The organism is Sphingomonas sp. LH128 (assembly GCF_000293195.2).
GTDB lineage: Bacteria > Pseudomonadota > Alphaproteobacteria > Sphingomonadales > Sphingomonadaceae > Novosphingobium > Novosphingobium resinovorum_A.
In genome coordinates, this window is the sequence record NZ_ALVC01000164.1 from 1 (window position 1) to 15,133 (window position 15,133).

At 65.2% G+C, this 15,133-nt stretch carries 16 protein-coding genes and 1 tRNA gene; 16 read left to right on the forward strand and 1 reads right to left on the reverse strand.

From position 1 onward, the window contains the following. From dxr to LH128_RS13815, 7 genes are all read left to right on the forward strand, one after another. Positions 1-912, forward strand: a 912-nt coding sequence (gene dxr, locus LH128_RS13785) for a 1-deoxy-D-xylulose-5-phosphate reductoisomerase (RefSeq protein WP_008830257.1), incomplete at its 5' end; no start/stop codon positions are given. Positions 913-925: 13 nt separating this feature from the next. Beyond that, positions 926-2,305 carry an RIP metalloprotease RseP gene (gene rseP / locus LH128_RS13790; RefSeq protein WP_008830258.1) on the forward strand — a complete coding sequence of 460 codons (1,380 nt, stop codon included), beginning with the start codon at positions 926-928 and terminating at the stop codon, positions 2,303-2,305. 159 nt (positions 2,306-2,464) lie between these two features. Continuing rightward, a complete protein-coding gene (bamA, locus tag LH128_RS13795) occupies positions 2,465-5,101 on the forward strand; it encodes an outer membrane protein assembly factor BamA (RefSeq protein WP_327195163.1) in 2,637 nt (878 codons plus the stop codon). Then, entirely contained in the window at positions 5,101-5,817 is a 717-nt protein-coding gene (locus tag LH128_RS13800) for an OmpH family outer membrane protein (RefSeq protein WP_008830260.1), read from the forward strand. The genes bamA and LH128_RS13800 overlap by 1 nt, the downstream gene beginning before the upstream one ends. Before the next feature lie 15 nt (positions 5,818-5,832). Continuing rightward, positions 5,833-6,285, forward strand: coding sequence for a 3-hydroxyacyl-ACP dehydratase FabZ (fabZ, locus tag LH128_RS13805; protein ID WP_008830261.1), 453 nt, complete (start codon positions 5,833-5,835; stop codon positions 6,283-6,285). A 222-nt stretch (positions 6,286-6,507) separates the two neighbouring features. Beyond that, on the forward strand, positions 6,508-6,735 hold the full coding sequence (gene rpmE, locus LH128_RS13810; RefSeq protein WP_008830262.1) for a 50S ribosomal protein L31: 228 nt from the start codon (positions 6,508-6,510) through the stop codon (positions 6,733-6,735). Positions 6,736-6,957: 222 nt separating this feature from the next. Continuing rightward, positions 6,958-7,527 (forward strand): superoxide dismutase family protein, encoded by a 570-nt coding sequence (locus LH128_RS13815; protein ID WP_008830263.1) that lies wholly within the window; start codon positions 6,958-6,960, stop codon positions 7,525-7,527. A 142-nt stretch (positions 7,528-7,669) separates the two neighbouring features. Here LH128_RS13815 and LH128_RS13820 read toward each other — a convergent pair whose 3' ends face one another. Next, positions 7,670-8,302, reverse strand: a complete 633-nt coding sequence (locus tag LH128_RS13820; RefSeq protein ID WP_008830264.1) for a prolyl hydroxylase family protein — start codon at positions 8,300-8,302, stop codon at positions 7,670-7,672. A gap of 178 nt (positions 8,303-8,480) precedes the next feature. Between LH128_RS13820 and LH128_RS13825 the strand changes: the two genes are divergently transcribed. From LH128_RS13825 to LH128_RS13860, 9 genes are all read left to right on the forward strand, one after another. Further along, positions 8,481-8,557 (forward strand) — tRNA-His (locus LH128_RS13825). A 134-nt stretch (positions 8,558-8,691) separates the two neighbouring features. After that, positions 8,692-9,426, forward strand: coding sequence for a heme ABC transporter permease CcmC (ccmC, locus tag LH128_RS13830; protein ID WP_008830265.1), 735 nt, complete (start codon positions 8,692-8,694; stop codon positions 9,424-9,426). Continuing rightward, a complete protein-coding gene (locus tag LH128_RS33430; RefSeq protein ID WP_008830266.1) occupies positions 9,426-9,566 on the forward strand; it encodes a hypothetical protein in 141 nt (46 codons plus the stop codon). The genes ccmC and LH128_RS33430 overlap by 1 nt, the downstream gene beginning before the upstream one ends. Continuing rightward, positions 9,566-10,036: a cytochrome c maturation protein CcmE gene (gene ccmE, locus LH128_RS13835; RefSeq protein WP_008830267.1), complete on the forward strand. Its 471-nt coding sequence runs from the start codon at positions 9,566-9,568 to the stop codon at positions 10,034-10,036. Before LH128_RS33430 ends, ccmE begins: the two co-directional genes overlap by 1 nt. Positions 10,037-10,049: 13 nt before the next feature. Beyond that, positions 10,050-12,017 carry a heme lyase CcmF/NrfE family subunit gene (locus LH128_RS13840; RefSeq protein ID WP_008830268.1) on the forward strand — a complete coding sequence of 656 codons (1,968 nt, stop codon included), beginning with the start codon at positions 10,050-10,052 and terminating at the stop codon, positions 12,015-12,017. Next, positions 12,014-12,565 (forward strand): DsbE family thiol:disulfide interchange protein, encoded by a 552-nt coding sequence (locus LH128_RS13845; protein ID WP_008830269.1) that lies wholly within the window; start codon positions 12,014-12,016, stop codon positions 12,563-12,565. The genes LH128_RS13840 and LH128_RS13845 overlap by 4 nt, the downstream gene beginning before the upstream one ends. Then, positions 12,562-12,975, forward strand: a complete 414-nt coding sequence (locus LH128_RS13850; RefSeq protein WP_008830270.1) for a cytochrome c-type biogenesis protein — start codon at positions 12,562-12,564, stop codon at positions 12,973-12,975. Before LH128_RS13845 ends, LH128_RS13850 begins: the two co-directional genes overlap by 4 nt. Continuing rightward, positions 12,972-13,652: a tetratricopeptide repeat protein gene (locus tag LH128_RS13855; RefSeq protein ID WP_008830271.1), complete on the forward strand. Its 681-nt coding sequence runs from the start codon at positions 12,972-12,974 to the stop codon at positions 13,650-13,652. The genes LH128_RS13850 and LH128_RS13855 overlap by 4 nt, the downstream gene beginning before the upstream one ends. A 124-nt stretch (positions 13,653-13,776) precedes the next feature. After that, positions 13,777-15,133 (forward strand): potassium transporter Kup (locus LH128_RS13860; RefSeq protein WP_008830272.1); only part of this gene is annotated, 1,357 nt, incomplete at its 3' end.

Consider the following 15,133-nt stretch of genomic DNA (forward strand, 5'->3'; position numbering starts at 1 on the left):
GCCGCGCTGATCGAGGCGGCTGCGCGCGGCGCTGACGTCACCGTCGCGGCGATCGTCGGCTGTGCCGGCCTTGCGCCGACGATGGCGGCGATCGAGCAGGGCGGGATCATCGCCCTTGCCAACAAGGAAGCTCTGGTCTCGGCAGGCGAGGTTATGATGGCCGCCGTCGCGCGGCATGGAGCCACGCTGCTGCCGATCGATTCCGAGCACAACGCGATCTTCCAGTGCCTCACCGGCAACAACCATGCCCATGTGCGCTGGATCACCCTGACGGCCAGCGGGGGCCCGTTCCGGGACTGGTCGTGGGAGCGCCTCAGCGCCGCCACCCCGGCCGAGGCGGTACGCCATCCCAACTGGGACATGGGCGCGAAGATCAGCGTCGATTCGGCGACGATGTTCAACAAGGGCCTCGAACTGATCGAAGCCTACCACCTGTTCCCCGTTGGCCTCGATAAGCTGCGGATCATCGTCCACCCGCAGTCGGTGGTGCATTCGATGGTCGAATACCGCGACGGCTCGACACTGGCGCAGCTCGGCCCTTCGGACATGCGCGTGCCGATCGCCTCTGCGCTGGCCTGGCCCGCGCGCATGGACACGCCCTGCGCCCCGCTCGACCTTGCCGAGATCGGCGAACTGACCTTCCGCAAGCCCGATGAAGTGCGCTTTCCCGCCACCCGCCTGGCGCGCGAGGCGGCGCAGGCGGGCGGGGCGATCCCCGCCGTACTCAACGCCGCGAACGAAATCGCCGTTGCTGCGTTCCTTGGCGGTCAGATTTCGTTCACGCGTATCTCTGCACAAGTGGAAGACGTGCTAGGCTCATATGCGCCGCCGCCGCCCGGCAGCCTCTCCGACGTCCTCGAAGTGGACACGGAGGCCCGGGCGAGGGCGCGCGTACTCGTGACCAGCACCTGAAGAGAGGCATAGCTTGACCGGTTCACCAGGAATTCTGACGACGATCTTCGCCTTCCTCCTGGTTCTGGGGCCACTGGTCCTGATCCATGAACTGGGGCACTATCTCGTCGGCCGCCTGTTCGGCGTGAAGGCGGACGCTTTTTCCATCGGTTTCGGCAAGGAACTCGCGGGCTGGACCGACAAGCGCGGCACCCGCTGGAAGCTCTCGGCGCTGCCTCTCGGCGGCTACGTCCAGTTCGCGGGCGACATGAACCCGACGAGCGCGCCGAAGCCCGACGACGTAGGCCTTTCCCCGCGTGAGCGGGCGCAGACCTTCCATTCCAAGCCGCTGTGGCAGCGCGCGCTGATCGTATTCGCTGGACCGCTGACCAATCTGCTGCTGTGCGTCGCGATCTTCGCCGGGTTTTTCTCGATCTACGGCCGCGTCGTCAACGATGCGGAGATCAGCGGCTTTACCGCCAACTCGCCCGCGCAGGCGGCGGGTATGCGCGTCGGCGACCGCATCGTCGCGATTGACGGTGACAAGGTTGACGGAGCGACCGACGTGCCGGGCCGCGTTGCGTATTTCCCCGGCAAGACGCTGCCGATCGCGGTGGAGCGGGCAGGGCGCACGCTTGTCCTTCCGGTGAAGCTGGCGACGCAGGAGTTCAGCGACCAGTTCGGTAACAAGGCGAAGATCGGCGACATCGGCGTGCGGATGATGCCGCCCGTCGTCGGCGGCTTCTACGGCGATTCGCCGGCTGAGGACGCCGGGCTCAAGGTGGGCGACCGCATCGTCGCGGTGAACGGCGCCGCAATCACCAGCTTCGAGGACATCCCCGAACTCATCCGCCCGCAGGCGGGGCGCAGTGTCGATCTCTCGGTGCGGCGCGGAGACGAAGTCCGCACTTTCTCGGTCAAGGTGACCGAAGGCTCGATCCCTGACGCACAGGGCAAGCCGCAGAAGGTCGGCCAGATCGGCGTACGCGCAGGCCGCTTCGAGCAGGTCGGCCCGGTCGATGCCGTCGCTCTCGGATTCCAGCAGAGCTTCCGCGCCATGGGCAACATGGTGACCGGCATAACCCAGATCTTCACGGGCGACCGATCTGTCCGCGAACTGGGCGGTCCGATCAAGATCGCGCAGTATTCAGGGCAGACTTTCACGCTGGGCTGGGAAGCCTTCGTGGAGTTCGCCGCCCTGATCTCGATTAACTTGGCATTCATCAACCTCCTGCCAATTCCTGGCCTCGACGGCGGACATCTGGCTTTCTACGCGGCTGAACTGGTCCGGCGCAGACCCCTGGGTGCACGCAGTCAGGAATGGGCGATAAAGACGGGTGTGGCGCTGGTGCTGGCGCTGATGGTCTTCGTCACGGTCAATGACCTGGCCTCTCTCCCTATTTTCGGGGGATAGCCTGGAGGGATTCACGAGCGATCACAATGTTGCCGGGTTTTGTCTGCTTGATTGGACCGGCTCCATCGGGCAGATGGCTGCGATTGCCTGCGGGTCTGGGTGCGCTCCCGCCGGTGGTCTGTTTTTCATCGCGAAAGCGAATACGGGATTTTGCGTAGAATGATCGGACGGGAAATGGTTCGCGGCACTGGAGCGCGCAGCGCCCGAGGCCTCTGGGGCTCGCAAGTTGCAGCAGTGCTCCTCGGGACCACCATTCTCGCGGGGATGCCCATGGAGGCTTCCGCGCAAGCTGCAAAGGCCGGCAAGCGTGCGCCGGTTCCTGCCGCTCCCGCCGCTCCGGCCCCGGCCGTGGTGGCGCCGGTCGAGGAAGGCCAGCCGATCCAGACCATCGTGGTGAAGGGCGCCGAGCGTCTGGAGGCGCAGACGGTCCTGTCCTACATCAAGATGCGCGTCGGCCAGAACTACACCAAGGTTTCCGCCGACGCCGCGCTGAAGGACCTCTACGGCACCGAACTGTTCAAGGACGCGCAGGTTGCGTTCGACAACGGCGTGGTGACGATCACGGTTCAGGAGAACCCGGTCGTCAACCGCATCATCCTTGAAGGCAACAAGCGCATCAAGGACGACAAGATCCTTCCCGAGATCAAGGTCGCGCCGCGCCAGATCTTCACCCGTTCCAAGATTCGCGCCGACGTCGCCCGCATCATCGAGCTGTACAAGCGCCAAGGGCGCTACGCCGCGACCGTCGAGCCGAAGATGGTCTCGCTCGACCAGAACCGCGTCGACATCGTCTTCGAGATCACCGAGGGCGACAAGTCCAAGGTCCGCCAGATCAACATCATCGGCAACGAGCACTTCTCGGCCGGCGAACTGCGCGGCCAGATGGTGACCAAGCAGGCGCGCTTCACCCGTCTGTTCAGCTCGGGCACCAGCTACGACCCCGATCGCATGGCCTTCGACCAGCAGAAGCTGCGCCAGTTCTATCTGACGCAGGGCTATGCCGACTTCCGCGTCGTCTCGGCGGTGGCCGAACTGACGCCGGACAAGAAGGACTTCATCATCACGTACGTGGTGGAGGAAGGGAAGCGCTACAAGTTCGGCGACGTGAAGGTCGAAAGCCAACTGCGCGACTTCGACGGCGAGAAGATGGCGTCGCGCCTGCCGATGCACAAGGGCGACTGGTACAACGCCAAGCAGGTCGAGGACACGATCGACAGTCTGAACGAGACTGCCGGTGCCTTCGGCTACGCCTTTGCCGACGTCCGCCCGCAGTACGATCGCGACAAGGAAAACCTCACCATGGGGCTGACCTTCGTGATCCAGGAGGCGCCGCGCGTCTATGTCGAGAAGATCGACATCAACGGCAACACGCTGACCCAGGACAAGGTCGTGCGCCGCGAGTTCCGCCTCGCGGAAGGCGACGCGTTCAATTCGCTGCAGGTCAAGCGTTCGACCAATCGCATCAAGTCGCTCGGCTACTTCCAGGAGAAGTTCGAGGTCGAGCAGAAGCCCGGCAGCGCCGACGATCGCATCCTGCTGGAAGCCAACGTCGAGGAGAAGCCGACCGGCGAACTCCAGCTTTCGGCAGGTTTCTCCAGCCTTGAGAGCTTCATCTTCCAGGCATCGATCCGCCAGCGCAACTTCCGCGGTCGTGGCCAGACGGTGGGCTTGTCGGGCAGCATCTCGCGCTATTCGAAGAGCGTCGAGGCGAGCTTCGTCGAGCCTTACCTGTTTGACAAGAACGTGTCGCTCGGCGTCAATATCTACCGCCGCGACTACAACAGCTTCAACTACTATAACACCAATCGTAATACCACGTACTCGCAGTCGACTACCGGCTTCAATGTCCGTGCGGGTGTGCCGCTGACCGAGTATCTGACTGCGGTGGGCAGCTATACGCTCAACTACGATGACGTTAGCCTCGGTAGCGAATATTACGACGCGAACGGGCAGTGCAGTCCGCTAATCGCCGGGCGTTACTTGTGTGACGCGATCGGGAAGCGCCTCAGTTCGATCGTTGGCGCCTCTCTGATCTACGATACGCTCGACAATCGCGTCCGTCCGACGCGTGGCACCACGGCGTCGATCAACGTCGATTTCGCAGGGCTCGGCGGCGACGTGAAGTATGCTCGAGTTCGCGGCAATGCGTCGAAGTTCTTCAACATGGGCCACGGCTTCATCTTCTCGCTTTCGGGGGAAGGTGGCGTGATCAAGGGCCTTTCGGGTCAGGATATCCGCCTGACCGACCGCTTCTACCTCGGTCAGCCGCAGTTCCGCGGCTTCGCCATCCGCGGCGTCGGCCCGCGCGTGCTGCGCAAGCAGCTGAACACGGACGGCAGCGTCTCGACCGACCGCAGCAACTGGACCGACGACGCTCTGGGCGGCAACTACTACTACATGGGTCGTGCGGAGATGGAAATTCCGCTGGGTTCGGGTGCGCGTGAGATGGGCTTGCGCCCGTCGATCTTCGCTGACGTCGGTGCGGTGTGGAGCGTCAAGACGCCGGCGCTCACACAGTGTAACCCGGGCTGTAACCAGCTATACCTCGATGCCAGTGGCAATCAGACGACGACTGTGACGAGCACTCCGTATCTCGTGGATGGTCAGGCCCAATATCAGTACAGGTTCGCCGAGGAATTCGTCGGCGATACCTGGAAGCCGCGTGTCGCCATCGGCATCGGCGTGAACTGGAACTCGCCTTTCGGTCCGTTCCGCATCGACTTCTCGCGCGTTCTGCTCAAGCAGTACGGCGACGATCCCAAGGCATTCAACTTCAACGTGGGAACCCAGTTCTGATGATTACCAAGAACAAGACCATCGCGCTGGCTGCCGGCCTCGCGTTCGCCGCCGTCTCGGCGCAGCCCGCGCTGGCTGCCAAGCCCGCTCCGGCCGCCGCCGCCCCCGCAACCGGCGGCACCATCGTGCAGGGGCTCGGCGTTGCCAGCTTCGATGCGGTGATCGCCAACTCGAACGCGTTCAAGACCGCCGAGACGCAGCGCCAGACCACATTCAAGGCGCAGTTCGACCAGGCGCAGATCCGTCAGAACGCGCTCAACGCCCAGATCAAGCCGCTGATCGACAAGTTCAACGCCGACCGTCAGGGCGGCAAGGTCACGCAGGCCGCGCTTGAGCAGCAGGCCGGTTCGATCCAGCAGATCCAGGAGAACGGCAAGGCCGAACTCCAGCGCATCCTGCAGCCGGTCGGCCTGTCGCAGGCCTACGTCAACGAGCAGATCGAAGACAAGCTGAACGATGCGGTCAAGGCAGCGATGACCAAGAAGGGCGTGTCGATCCTGATCTCGCCCGACGCGATTCTCGCGGTCAACGGCGGCGCCTATAACCTCAACCAGGACATCCTGAACGAGCTGAACACGTCGATCCCCTCGGCGCAGTTGGTTCCGCCCGCCGGTTGGGAGCCGCGCCAGGTTCGTGAACAGCGTGCGCAGCAGGCTGCCGCGCAGGGCCAGGCTCCGGCCGGCGCCGCGCCGGCGACGCAGCCCTCGGGCCGCTGATCGGACGTCACGGGCATGAGCGATAAGGCCGAAGTCGTGTACGACACCGCGAAGATCCTGGCGGCGCTTCCGCACCGCTACCCGATGCTGCTCGTCGACCGCGTGGTCTCGATCTCCGAGGAGGAGATCGAGGCGGTCAAGGCGGTGAGCTTCAACGAGGACTTCTTCCAGGGGCACTTCCCCGGCCGACCGATCATGCCCGGCGTCCTCCAGATCGAGGCGCTGGCGCAGGCTGCGGGCATCCTCGCGATCGAGACCCTCGGCCTCGCCGGGACCGGCAAGCTGGTGTATTTCATGGCGATCGAGGACGCGAAGTTCCGCGCCCCCGTGACCCCGGGGCACCTGCTGACACTGCGCACCGGCTTCGTCCAGAAGCGTTCACGCGTGTGCAAGTTCTGGGGCAAGGCTTCCGTTGATGACAAGGTGACCTGCGAGGTCAACTTCACGGCGATGATCGCGGACGCCTGAGGCTGCTGCCCACCCCGTCCGGCTAGGCAGCAAGCTGCCAAGGCTTCCGGCCCTCCCGCAAGCGGGAGGGCTGTGTTGGCGGGGACCTCTCATTCCCCTCTCGCTTGCGGGAGGGGCAGGGGTGGGCTTCTTCACCCTTGCATTTCGGCCCGCTTCGCTGTAAGCGCGCCGCTTTCCAAGCCAGGCCGGTCGGAACCGGCCACATGCGAAAGAGATAGACCCATGAAGGCCGATACGCATCCCGACTACCACACCATCACGGTGCAGATGACCGACGGCAGCACCTTCCAGACCCGCTCGACCTGGGGCAAGGAAGGCGACACGCTGGTTCTGGACATCGATCCGACCTCGCACCCGGCATGGACCGGCGGCAAGGCCCAGCTTCAGGACGGTGGCCGCGTGGCCCAGTTCAACAAGCGTTTCGGCGGTCTCACGCTCAAGAAGAACTGATTGGGCGGGGCTTCAGGCTCCGAACATCAGCTTCACGAAGAAGGCGGTCCCTGGGGCCGCCTTTTTTTTGTTGTCCGCATAGCGTGCAAAATTTCATTGCCAGTTGCGATTGCCTTTCATGTGCAGGGCTTTAGGGTCGTGAATGTCCACGCGGGGCGGGGGAACGTCCATGCGTGCGGCTGCGTTTCGCAGCCATCCAGCCCGAAAGACCGGAGATACGATATGAAGCGATCCTCCCGCATCCTCGCCGCCTCGGCGGTCCTGCTCTCGCTCGCCGGCGCGGCCAGCGCAGCTGACGAGCATGCCGGCCATTCCGCAACGACGGCGGCCGCCGCGCCGATGATCCACGCCGATCTGATTGGGCTGGACGGCAAGACCATCGGCATGGTCATGCTGCAGGAGACCCCGGCAGGCGTCCTCGTCAGCGCCGAGGCCAAGGGCATTCCGGCGGGTGAGCACGGCTTCCACTTCCACCAGAAGGGCGTGTGCGACACCGCGACCAAGTTCGACAGTTCGGGCGGCCACTTCACCGGCGGCGATCACCAGCACGGCTATATGGTCGCTACGGGGCCGCATGGCGGTGACATGCCGAATCAGAATGTCGGCGCGGACGGCCTGCTCAAGACGCAGGTGCTGAATTCCGGCGTGACGCTCTCGCCGGGGCCGAAGTCGCTGCTCGACGCGGACGGTTCGGCGCTGGTGATCCATGCAGGCGTGGACGACTACACCAGCCAGCCTTCGGGTAATGCCGGCGGGCGCATCGCTTGCGCGGTGATCGCTGCGGCCAAGTAAGCCGGGCTGCCAGCCGTCCCGGGCTCATCCCGGGGCGGCTGCTGATGGCTTTTGCCGATGGGGCTTCGACAAGCTCAGCCTGAGCGGAATAGAGAGAACTTCTCAAATCCGCTCAGGCTGAGCTTGTCGAAGCCCCATCGGTTCAGCCCCAGGGGCGCTCGCGATACCATTGCGTGATGACGTACTTGCGGCCCTTGCGCACCTTCATCGCGTGATGAAGCGTCGCCGCGTTACAACTGCCGTCGGCGCGGCGGTTGTTCCAGCCGATGAGCTTGCCGGTCTCGGGCTGGATCATCTTGTCGATGACCTTGAAGCGAGTCGCGCCTCCGGCCTCGACGTCGTTCAGGTAGATCATGAAGGTCCAGGTCCGCTGGCCGGGAACCTTGCAGTATTTCTCGAAATCGGCGCTGTCGGGCTCGAAATAATCGGTGTGTGCCTTGAACTCCTGCCCGACTTCATAGCGCTGTCCCTGCAGCGGTTCCGCATGAGCAAGGTCGATGCCGGAAAGGCGGGACAGCGCCTGCGCCAGTTCGTCGACCACCGGATAGTCGCGTGACAGGTCGCAGGTCGAACTGGTGCGGAACGCATCGTCTCCGTTGTAGTCGGCGATGGTCGAGGGGCGGTTGTTGGTCTCGATCAGATCGACCAACTGCGCGCAGCGCTCGGCGCTAAGGAACTCGCGCAGGATGAACAGGTCGAGCCGAGAAGATGGGAAGCGCTGAACGCCGGGGTGGGATAGCAGTCTTGCAGCCGATGATTCGCCGGGTTCGTCCATGCGCCGACCTTAGCCACGGGCAGGGCGCAGGAAAATCGCGTGCAAGGTACCGGGCAGGTAAATTTCGCCTCTCCGCATTTTTGCTTTGCAAGAATCCGCGCGCTGTGCAAAAGGCGCGCTCCGCACCGGATGCAGCAGCGTTCGATGCCGGACGCGGCGCCTCTCGAGTGCGCCTGTGGCGATCGTAGCTCAGTTGGTTAGAGCGCCGGTTTGTGGTACCGGAGGTCGTGGGTTCGAACCCCATCGATCGCCCCATTTTCTCCCTTTTACCACAGTGTGATGCTCATAGCGGCATCATGATACCAATGCCCGATTGGCGCATGAAAAGCGCTGTGCTTTGATCTGAGTCACTTGCTCCTTTCAACACGCACTATAGAAGCGCGCCTGTCATGCACGGCTTTGCCAACCCCGCCCGTTTTCTGCGCATCGCCCGCTGGCTGATGCCCCTGTGCATGGGCACGGGACTGGTCGTCGCCTTCGCGGCGCTGGGCTGGGGGCTGTTCGTCGCCCCTGCCGAGCGCCTGCAGGGAGAGACGGTGCGCATCGTCTATCTCCACGTGCCCGCCGCCTGGCTGGGCATGGCCGGGTGGATGGGCATCGCGGGCGCGAGCTTCACCGAACTCGTTTGGCGTCATCCGCTCGCGGCCATCGCGGCGAAGGCCTGCGCGGTGCCGGGCGCGGTTTTTACCGCCGTCTGCTTACTTACAGGTTCGCTGTGGGGGCGTCCTGCGTGGGGGACATGGTGGGTATGGGACGGACGGCTGACCTCGATGCTGGTGCTTCTGTTCCTCTACTTCGGGTGGATGGCGCTGTCGCAGGCGAGCGAGGCTGCGGACGGCGGCCAGAATCGCGCGCCCGCCATCTTCGGGCTCGTCGGCGCGGTGAACGTGCCGATCATTCATTACTCGGTGATCTGGTGGAACAGCCAGCACCAGCCGCCGAGCATCACCGTGGGCAAGTCCGCGATGTCGGGCGATTTTCTGGTGCCGCTGCTTGCCGCGATGCTCGGTTTCACGCTGATCTTCGCAGGCGTCGTGCTGGCGCGGATGCGTGCGATCCTGGCCGAGCAGCAGGCCGAGGCGCGGCTGCGCAGGAAAGCGCGTGCCGAAGTGGAGGCGTTCTGATGCGTGAGGCGATGGACCCATGGACCTTCGTGGTCGCGGCCTATGTGGTCGGCGTCGGCGCGACGCTGGCGATGGTCGCATGGGCGCTGCTTTCGATGCGCCGCGCAGAAAAGCGCCGTGATTCGGCGAGGAACCGCTGATGGCGACGGTCGCCAAGAGCCCGATCAAGGCCAAGCACCAGCGCCTCGTGCTGCTGATCGTCGCGCTGGTCGTGCTCATCGGGGCGGCGTTGCTCGCCGCATGGGCGCTGCGCAATCAGGCGAGCTACTTCTACGTGCCGAGCGAGATCGTCGCCAGGCCGCCCGAGCCCGGCCGCGCCGTGCGCCTTGGCGGCATGGTCGAGAAGGGCTCGCTCAAGACGGCGGCGGACGGAGTGACGATCAATTTCGCCGTGCAGGACGGCAAGGCACGCGTGCCGGTGACCTTCAAGGGCATCGTGCCCTCGCTGTTCGTCGAGGGATCCGGCGTCGTCGCCGAGGGCAAGATGGGCACGGACGGCACATTCGTCGCCGACAACCTCCTCGCCAAGCATGACGAGAACTACGTGCCCCGCGAGATGCAGGACATGTCCAGGGAACAGGCCCAGAAGGTCATGCAAGAAACCAAATGATCGCTGAACCCAAATGATCGCTGAACTAGGTCTTGCCGCCCTCTGGCTGGCGGCGGCGCTGGCGGCGCTGCAACTCGTTTCCGGTGCGCTGGGGCTGACAGAGCGCGGCGCCGTGCTCGGCGGTGCGGTGCGCCCCGTGGCGGTGGTGCAGGGCGGGCTGGCGCTGCTGGCCTTCGCCTGTCTCATCTACGTCTTTTCGGTCACCGATCTGTCGGTGAAGCTGGTCGCGCTCAATTCGCATTCGATGAAGCCGCTGGTGTTCAAGATCGCCGGCGCCTGGGGCAACCACGAGGGCTCGATGCTCTTGTGGGTGACGGTCATGGGGCTGGGCGGCGCCTTCGTGGCGCTCGTCGAAAAGCGCTTGCCGGAACGCACCATGCTGGCGACGCTGGCCGGGCAGGCTTTCGTGAGCCTTGGCTTCTATGCCTTCCTGCTGCTCGCCTCCAACCCGTTCGAGCGGCTTTCGCCGGTGCCGATGGAGGGTAACGGGCTCAACCCGCTGCTGCAGGACCTTGGCCTCGCGTTCCATCCGCCGACGCTCTACCTGGGCTATGTGGGGCTCTCGATCGCGTTCAGTTTCGCCATCGGCGCGCTGGTGACGCGTGAGGTCGGCCCGGCGTTCGCCAAGGCGATGCGCCCGTGGGTACTGGGCGCGTGGATATTCCTCACCGTGGGCATCACCGCCGGTTCGTACTGGGCCTATTACGAACTGGGCTGGGGCGGCTGGTGGTTCTGGGACCCGGTCGAGAACGCCTCGCTGATGCCCTGGCTGGCGGCGACGGCACTGCTCCATTCGTGCGGCGTGCTGGCGGCGCGCAATGCACTGCGCGCCTGGACGATCATGCTGGGCGTGGTTGCGTTCTCGATGTCGATGATCGGCACGTTCCTGGTGCGCTCGGGCATCCTGACGAGCGTGCATGCCTTTGCCGTCGATCCGCAGCGCGGCACGTTCATCCTCGCGCTGCTGGCGATCTACATCGGCGGCGCGCTGGTGCTGTTCGGCTTGCGCGCCGCGACGGTGACCGAGGGCGAGCGCTTCGCCTTCGTCAGCCGCGAGGGCGCGCTGGTGGTGAACAACGTTATGCTCTCGGCGATCCTGGGCATCGTGCTGTTCGGCACGCTTTACCCGCTGTTCGCAGAGGCGATGGGAGCCAAGGTCTCGGTCGGGCCGCCATACTTCAATGCGATGAGCGCGCTGTTCGCGGTGCCTATGCTGGTCGTGCTCATGGTCGGGCCGCTGCTGCGCTGGCGGCGGGACAAGTTCGGGCGCGTCGGCCGCGGGCTGGTGATCCCCGCGATGCTGGTCGTCGCGGGCGGGATCGGCGTGCTGGTTCTGGGCGGTGTCGCGCTGCTGCCCTGGATCGGTCTTGCGCTCTCGGTCGGGCTCGGCTGGGCCAGCCTGCTGCCGCTCAAGGGCCGCAACCTGCGCCGCACACCGCTGCCGATCTGGGGCATGGTCGTCGCGCACTTCGGCATTGCCGTCGCTCTGTTTGGCATGAGCAGCGAGAGCGCCTTCTCGGTCGAGAAGCTGGTCGCCGTGCGCATGGGCGAGGTCACGCAAGTCGGGCCATGGGGCGTCAAGCTCGACACCGTCGAGCCCGTCGCCGGGCCGAACTGGACGGCGATGGAGGCGCGCCTGCTGGTGCGCTACGGTATCGACGGTAAGGTGACACGCATGCTCCCGCAGTCGCGCAGCTTCTGGGCGCCGCCGCAGCAGACTAGCGAATCGGCGCTGCTGACGCGCTGGAATGGCCAGCTTTACGCCGTGCTCGGCGGCGAGGCGCCCAAGGTCGATGGCGAGAAGCAATCGCGCTGGCAACTGCGCTTGTGGTGGAAGCCTTTCGCGCCGCTGATCTGGATCGGCGGTCTGCTGATCGCGCTGGGCGGCCTGCTGGCGCTGCTGGGCCGGGTGGCGGCCGACGTGCGGCGGATCGTGGCCAAGGACAAGATCGCCTATCGGCGCGAGAAGCAGGGACGATGAGCGATTTACCCGCAAAAGCGCCTCGTTGGGCGATCTGGCTGCCGCTGGCGCTGTTCCTCGGCTTCGTGGCGCTGGTGATCGTCGGGCTCTATCGCCCGGCGGACCGCAATGTCGCCTCCGCGCTCGTCGGTAAGTCGATGCCGCAGTTCGATCTGCCTGCCGCCTTGCCGGGGCGGCCCGGCCTCGACAGCAAGGTGCTCGCCAACGGCAAGCCGCACCTCGTCAACGTGTTCGCCAGCTGGTGCATTCCCTGCCGCGTCGAGGCGCCGCAACTCGGAGCGCTGGCCAAGGCCGGGGTTCCTATCGAAGGCATCTCGGTGCGCGACACGACCGAGAACCTGCAGGGCTTCCTTCAAACGAACGGTGACCCGTTCCAGCGCATCGGCGCGGACGATGACGGGAAAGTGCAACTGGCGCTCGGCTCGTCCGGCGTTCCGGAGACTTACGTGGTCGATGGCAGGGGCACGATCGTCTACCAGCACATCGGCGAAATCCGGCCCGAGCACCTCGGGCTGCTGCTCGAGAAGCTGAAGGAGGCGGGCCAGTGAAGCGCCTCATCGCTCTCGTTGCACTTGCTCTCGCGGCTCCCGTGTTCGCGCAGGAGGAGCAGTCCACTGCGCCTTACGCCTACCGACAGCTCGATGATCCGGCGCAGGAAACCAAGGCGCAGGATCTCATGGAGACCCTGCGCTGCCTTCAGTGCCAGGGCCAGTCGATTGCGGATTCGGACGCGCCGATCGCGGGTTCGATGCGCTCGCTGGTGCGTGAGCGGATCAAGGCGGGCGAGACTCCCGAGCAGATCCGCGCCTGGCTAATCGAGCGCTACGGCGACTACGTCAGCTATGCACCGCAGCTCACCGGCCTGACCTGGCCGCTGTTTGCGGTGCCGGGCGTGCTGCTCCTCATCGCCTTCCTGCTGCTGCGGCGCCGCTTTTCCGCAAAAGGAGCCGGGCAGTGACCTGGGTTTTCGTGATCGGCCTGGCCGTCCTCGTGCTGGCGGTGCTGCTTTTCGTATTCAAGGTGCCGCGCGGATGCCGCGAGGCGGTGGCTTCGGCGCTGCTGCTCGGCATCGCGGGATACGTGACGCAGGGCTCCCCGAGCTTGGCAGGAGCGCCGAAGGATTCGGCCGAGTCCGTGTCCGCCGACCCCGCCGCGCTTGTCGAAGGCCGCGCCAAGGTCACCAATAGCGGCATCCCGACCAACAACCGCTGGGTGGTGATCGCCGATGGCCTCGCTCGCAACGGTCAGTATGCCGATGCCGCCGAAGTCCTTCGCGGGGCGATCGAGGATGACCCCAAGAACGCCGACGCCTGGCTGGCGCTGGCCAATTCGCTGGTCGCCCACGCAGACAACATGCTGACGCCGCCCGCGCTCTACGCCTACCAGCGTGCGATCGACGCGGAGCCGGATGCGCCGGGCGCACGATTCTTCCTCGGCCTCGCCTATGCGCGCGAGGGGAAACTCGCCGAGGCGCGTGCCTTGTGGGTGGATGTTGTGAAGACCGCACCCGAGGATGCGCCATGGCGCCTGCCGCTCGCCCAGCAACTGATGCGCCTCGACGCCGCGATCGCGGCGCAAAACGGTCAGGCCCCGACCGAATCGGCGCCCGTTCAGCCCGGCCCGGCCAATCCCTGAACGGAACATTGCCGCCGGGCGCGGGGATTGTAAGTATCGTTGCTTGGCCCCATTCATGCTGCTAACGGCGCAAGCCTGCCGCAGCCGCTCTAGCGTGTCTGCGAGTCCATTACAGGACGCATGAATGAGTGATTCTCCAGCAGACACACCTTACGTTCCTTCGACGGCGGGTGAGTCTCACAGTTCGGGCGGCCATCACGGCCAGGGCTCGGGCAATATCACCAAGCTCGCGCTTGGCGCGGTCGGCGTCGTCTTCGGCGACATCGGCACCAGCCCCCTCTATGCCTTCCGCGAAACCTTCGTCGGCCCGCATCCGTTGGCGATCGACGAACTGCACGTACTCGGCGTCGTCAGCCTGATCTTCTGGTCGATGACGCTGGTGGTGTCGGTGCAGTACGTCGGCGTGCTGATGCGCGCGGACAACAAGGGGCAGGGCGGCAGCCTCGCGCTCGTTGCGTTGATCTCGGGCGCGATCCGCAAGTCCGGCTACGGGCCGCTGGTGGTACTGCTCGGCGTCTTCGCGACCTCGCTGTTCTACGGCGATTCGATGATTACCCCGGCGGTTTCGGTGCTCTCGGCGGTCGAGGGCCTCACCGTCGTCCAGTCGGACCTCGCGCCCTTCGTGCTGCCGATCGCGCTGGTGCTGCTGATCGCGCTGTTCGTCATCCAGAAGAGCGGCACCGCCAAGATCGGCGCGCTGTTCGCGCCGGTCATGGTGACCTACTTCACCGTGCTCGCGGTGCTGGGCATCTACCATCTGGTTCAGATGCCCGAGGTGCTGGTGGCGCTGAACCCGTGGTACGCGATCCAGTTCTTCCTGACCGACAAGATCCTCGGCTTCCTGGCGCTCGGCTCGGTGGTGCTGGCGGTGACGGGGGCGGAAGCGCTCTATGCGGACATGGGGCACTTCGGGCGCGGCCCGCTGCGCCTTTCGTGGTTCGCTTTCGTGATGCCCTGCCTGCTCATCAACTACTTCGGGCAGGCGGCGATGATCCTGGGTCTCGACGACGCGCAGGCGGCCGTTGCAATGGAGAATCCGTTCTTCAACCTCGCGCCCGAATCGCTGCGCCTGCCGCTGGTGATCCTCGCGACCTGCGCCACCTTCATCGCCAGCCAGGCGGTGATCTCGGGCGCGTTCTCGATCACCCATCAGGCGATGCAGCTGGGCTTCATCCCGCGGCTCTCGACCCGCCACACCAGCGAGCACGAGGCGGGCCAGATCTACATCCCCTTCGTCAACTGGGCGCTGATGACCGGCGTGATCGTGCTGGTCCTGGTGTTCCAGAACTCGTCGAACCTCGCCTCGGCCTACGGCATCGCGGTGACCGGGGCGATGCTGATCGACACCTGCCTGATGGCGGTGATGCTGCTGGTCGTGTGGAAATGGCACAAGGCCCTGGCGATCCCGGTGATCGTCACGTTCTTCGTGGTCGATGGCGCCTACTTCGCCGCCAACGCCACCAAGATCCCCGACGGCGGCT

Coding starts and splice junctions, on each gene's coding strand:
- rpmE (WP_008830262.1), top strand. CDS start 6,508: ATGAAGGCCGATACGCATCCCGACTACCACACCATCACGGTGCAGATG.
- LH128_RS13845 (WP_008830269.1), top strand. CDS start 12,014: ATGAGCGATTTACCCGCAAAAGCGCCTCGTTGGGCGATCTGGCTGCCG.
- ccmE (WP_008830267.1), top strand. CDS start 9,566: ATGGCGACGGTCGCCAAGAGCCCGATCAAGGCCAAGCACCAGCGCCTC.
- bamA (WP_327195163.1), top strand. CDS start 2,465: ATGATCGGACGGGAAATGGTTCGCGGCACTGGAGCGCGCAGCGCCCGA.
- fabZ (WP_008830261.1), top strand. CDS start 5,833: ATGAGCGATAAGGCCGAAGTCGTGTACGACACCGCGAAGATCCTGGCG.
- LH128_RS33430 (WP_008830266.1), top strand. CDS start 9,426: ATGCGTGAGGCGATGGACCCATGGACCTTCGTGGTCGCGGCCTATGTG.
- LH128_RS13840 (WP_008830268.1), top strand. CDS start 10,050: ATGATCGCTGAACTAGGTCTTGCCGCCCTCTGGCTGGCGGCGGCGCTG.
- LH128_RS13820 (WP_008830264.1), bottom strand. CDS start 8,302: ATGGACGAACCCGGCGAATCATCGGCTGCAAGACTGCTATCCCACCCC.
- LH128_RS13800 (WP_008830260.1), top strand. CDS start 5,101: ATGATTACCAAGAACAAGACCATCGCGCTGGCTGCCGGCCTCGCGTTC.
- LH128_RS13815 (WP_008830263.1), top strand. CDS start 6,958: ATGAAGCGATCCTCCCGCATCCTCGCCGCCTCGGCGGTCCTGCTCTCG.
- ccmC (WP_008830265.1), top strand. CDS start 8,692: ATGCACGGCTTTGCCAACCCCGCCCGTTTTCTGCGCATCGCCCGCTGG.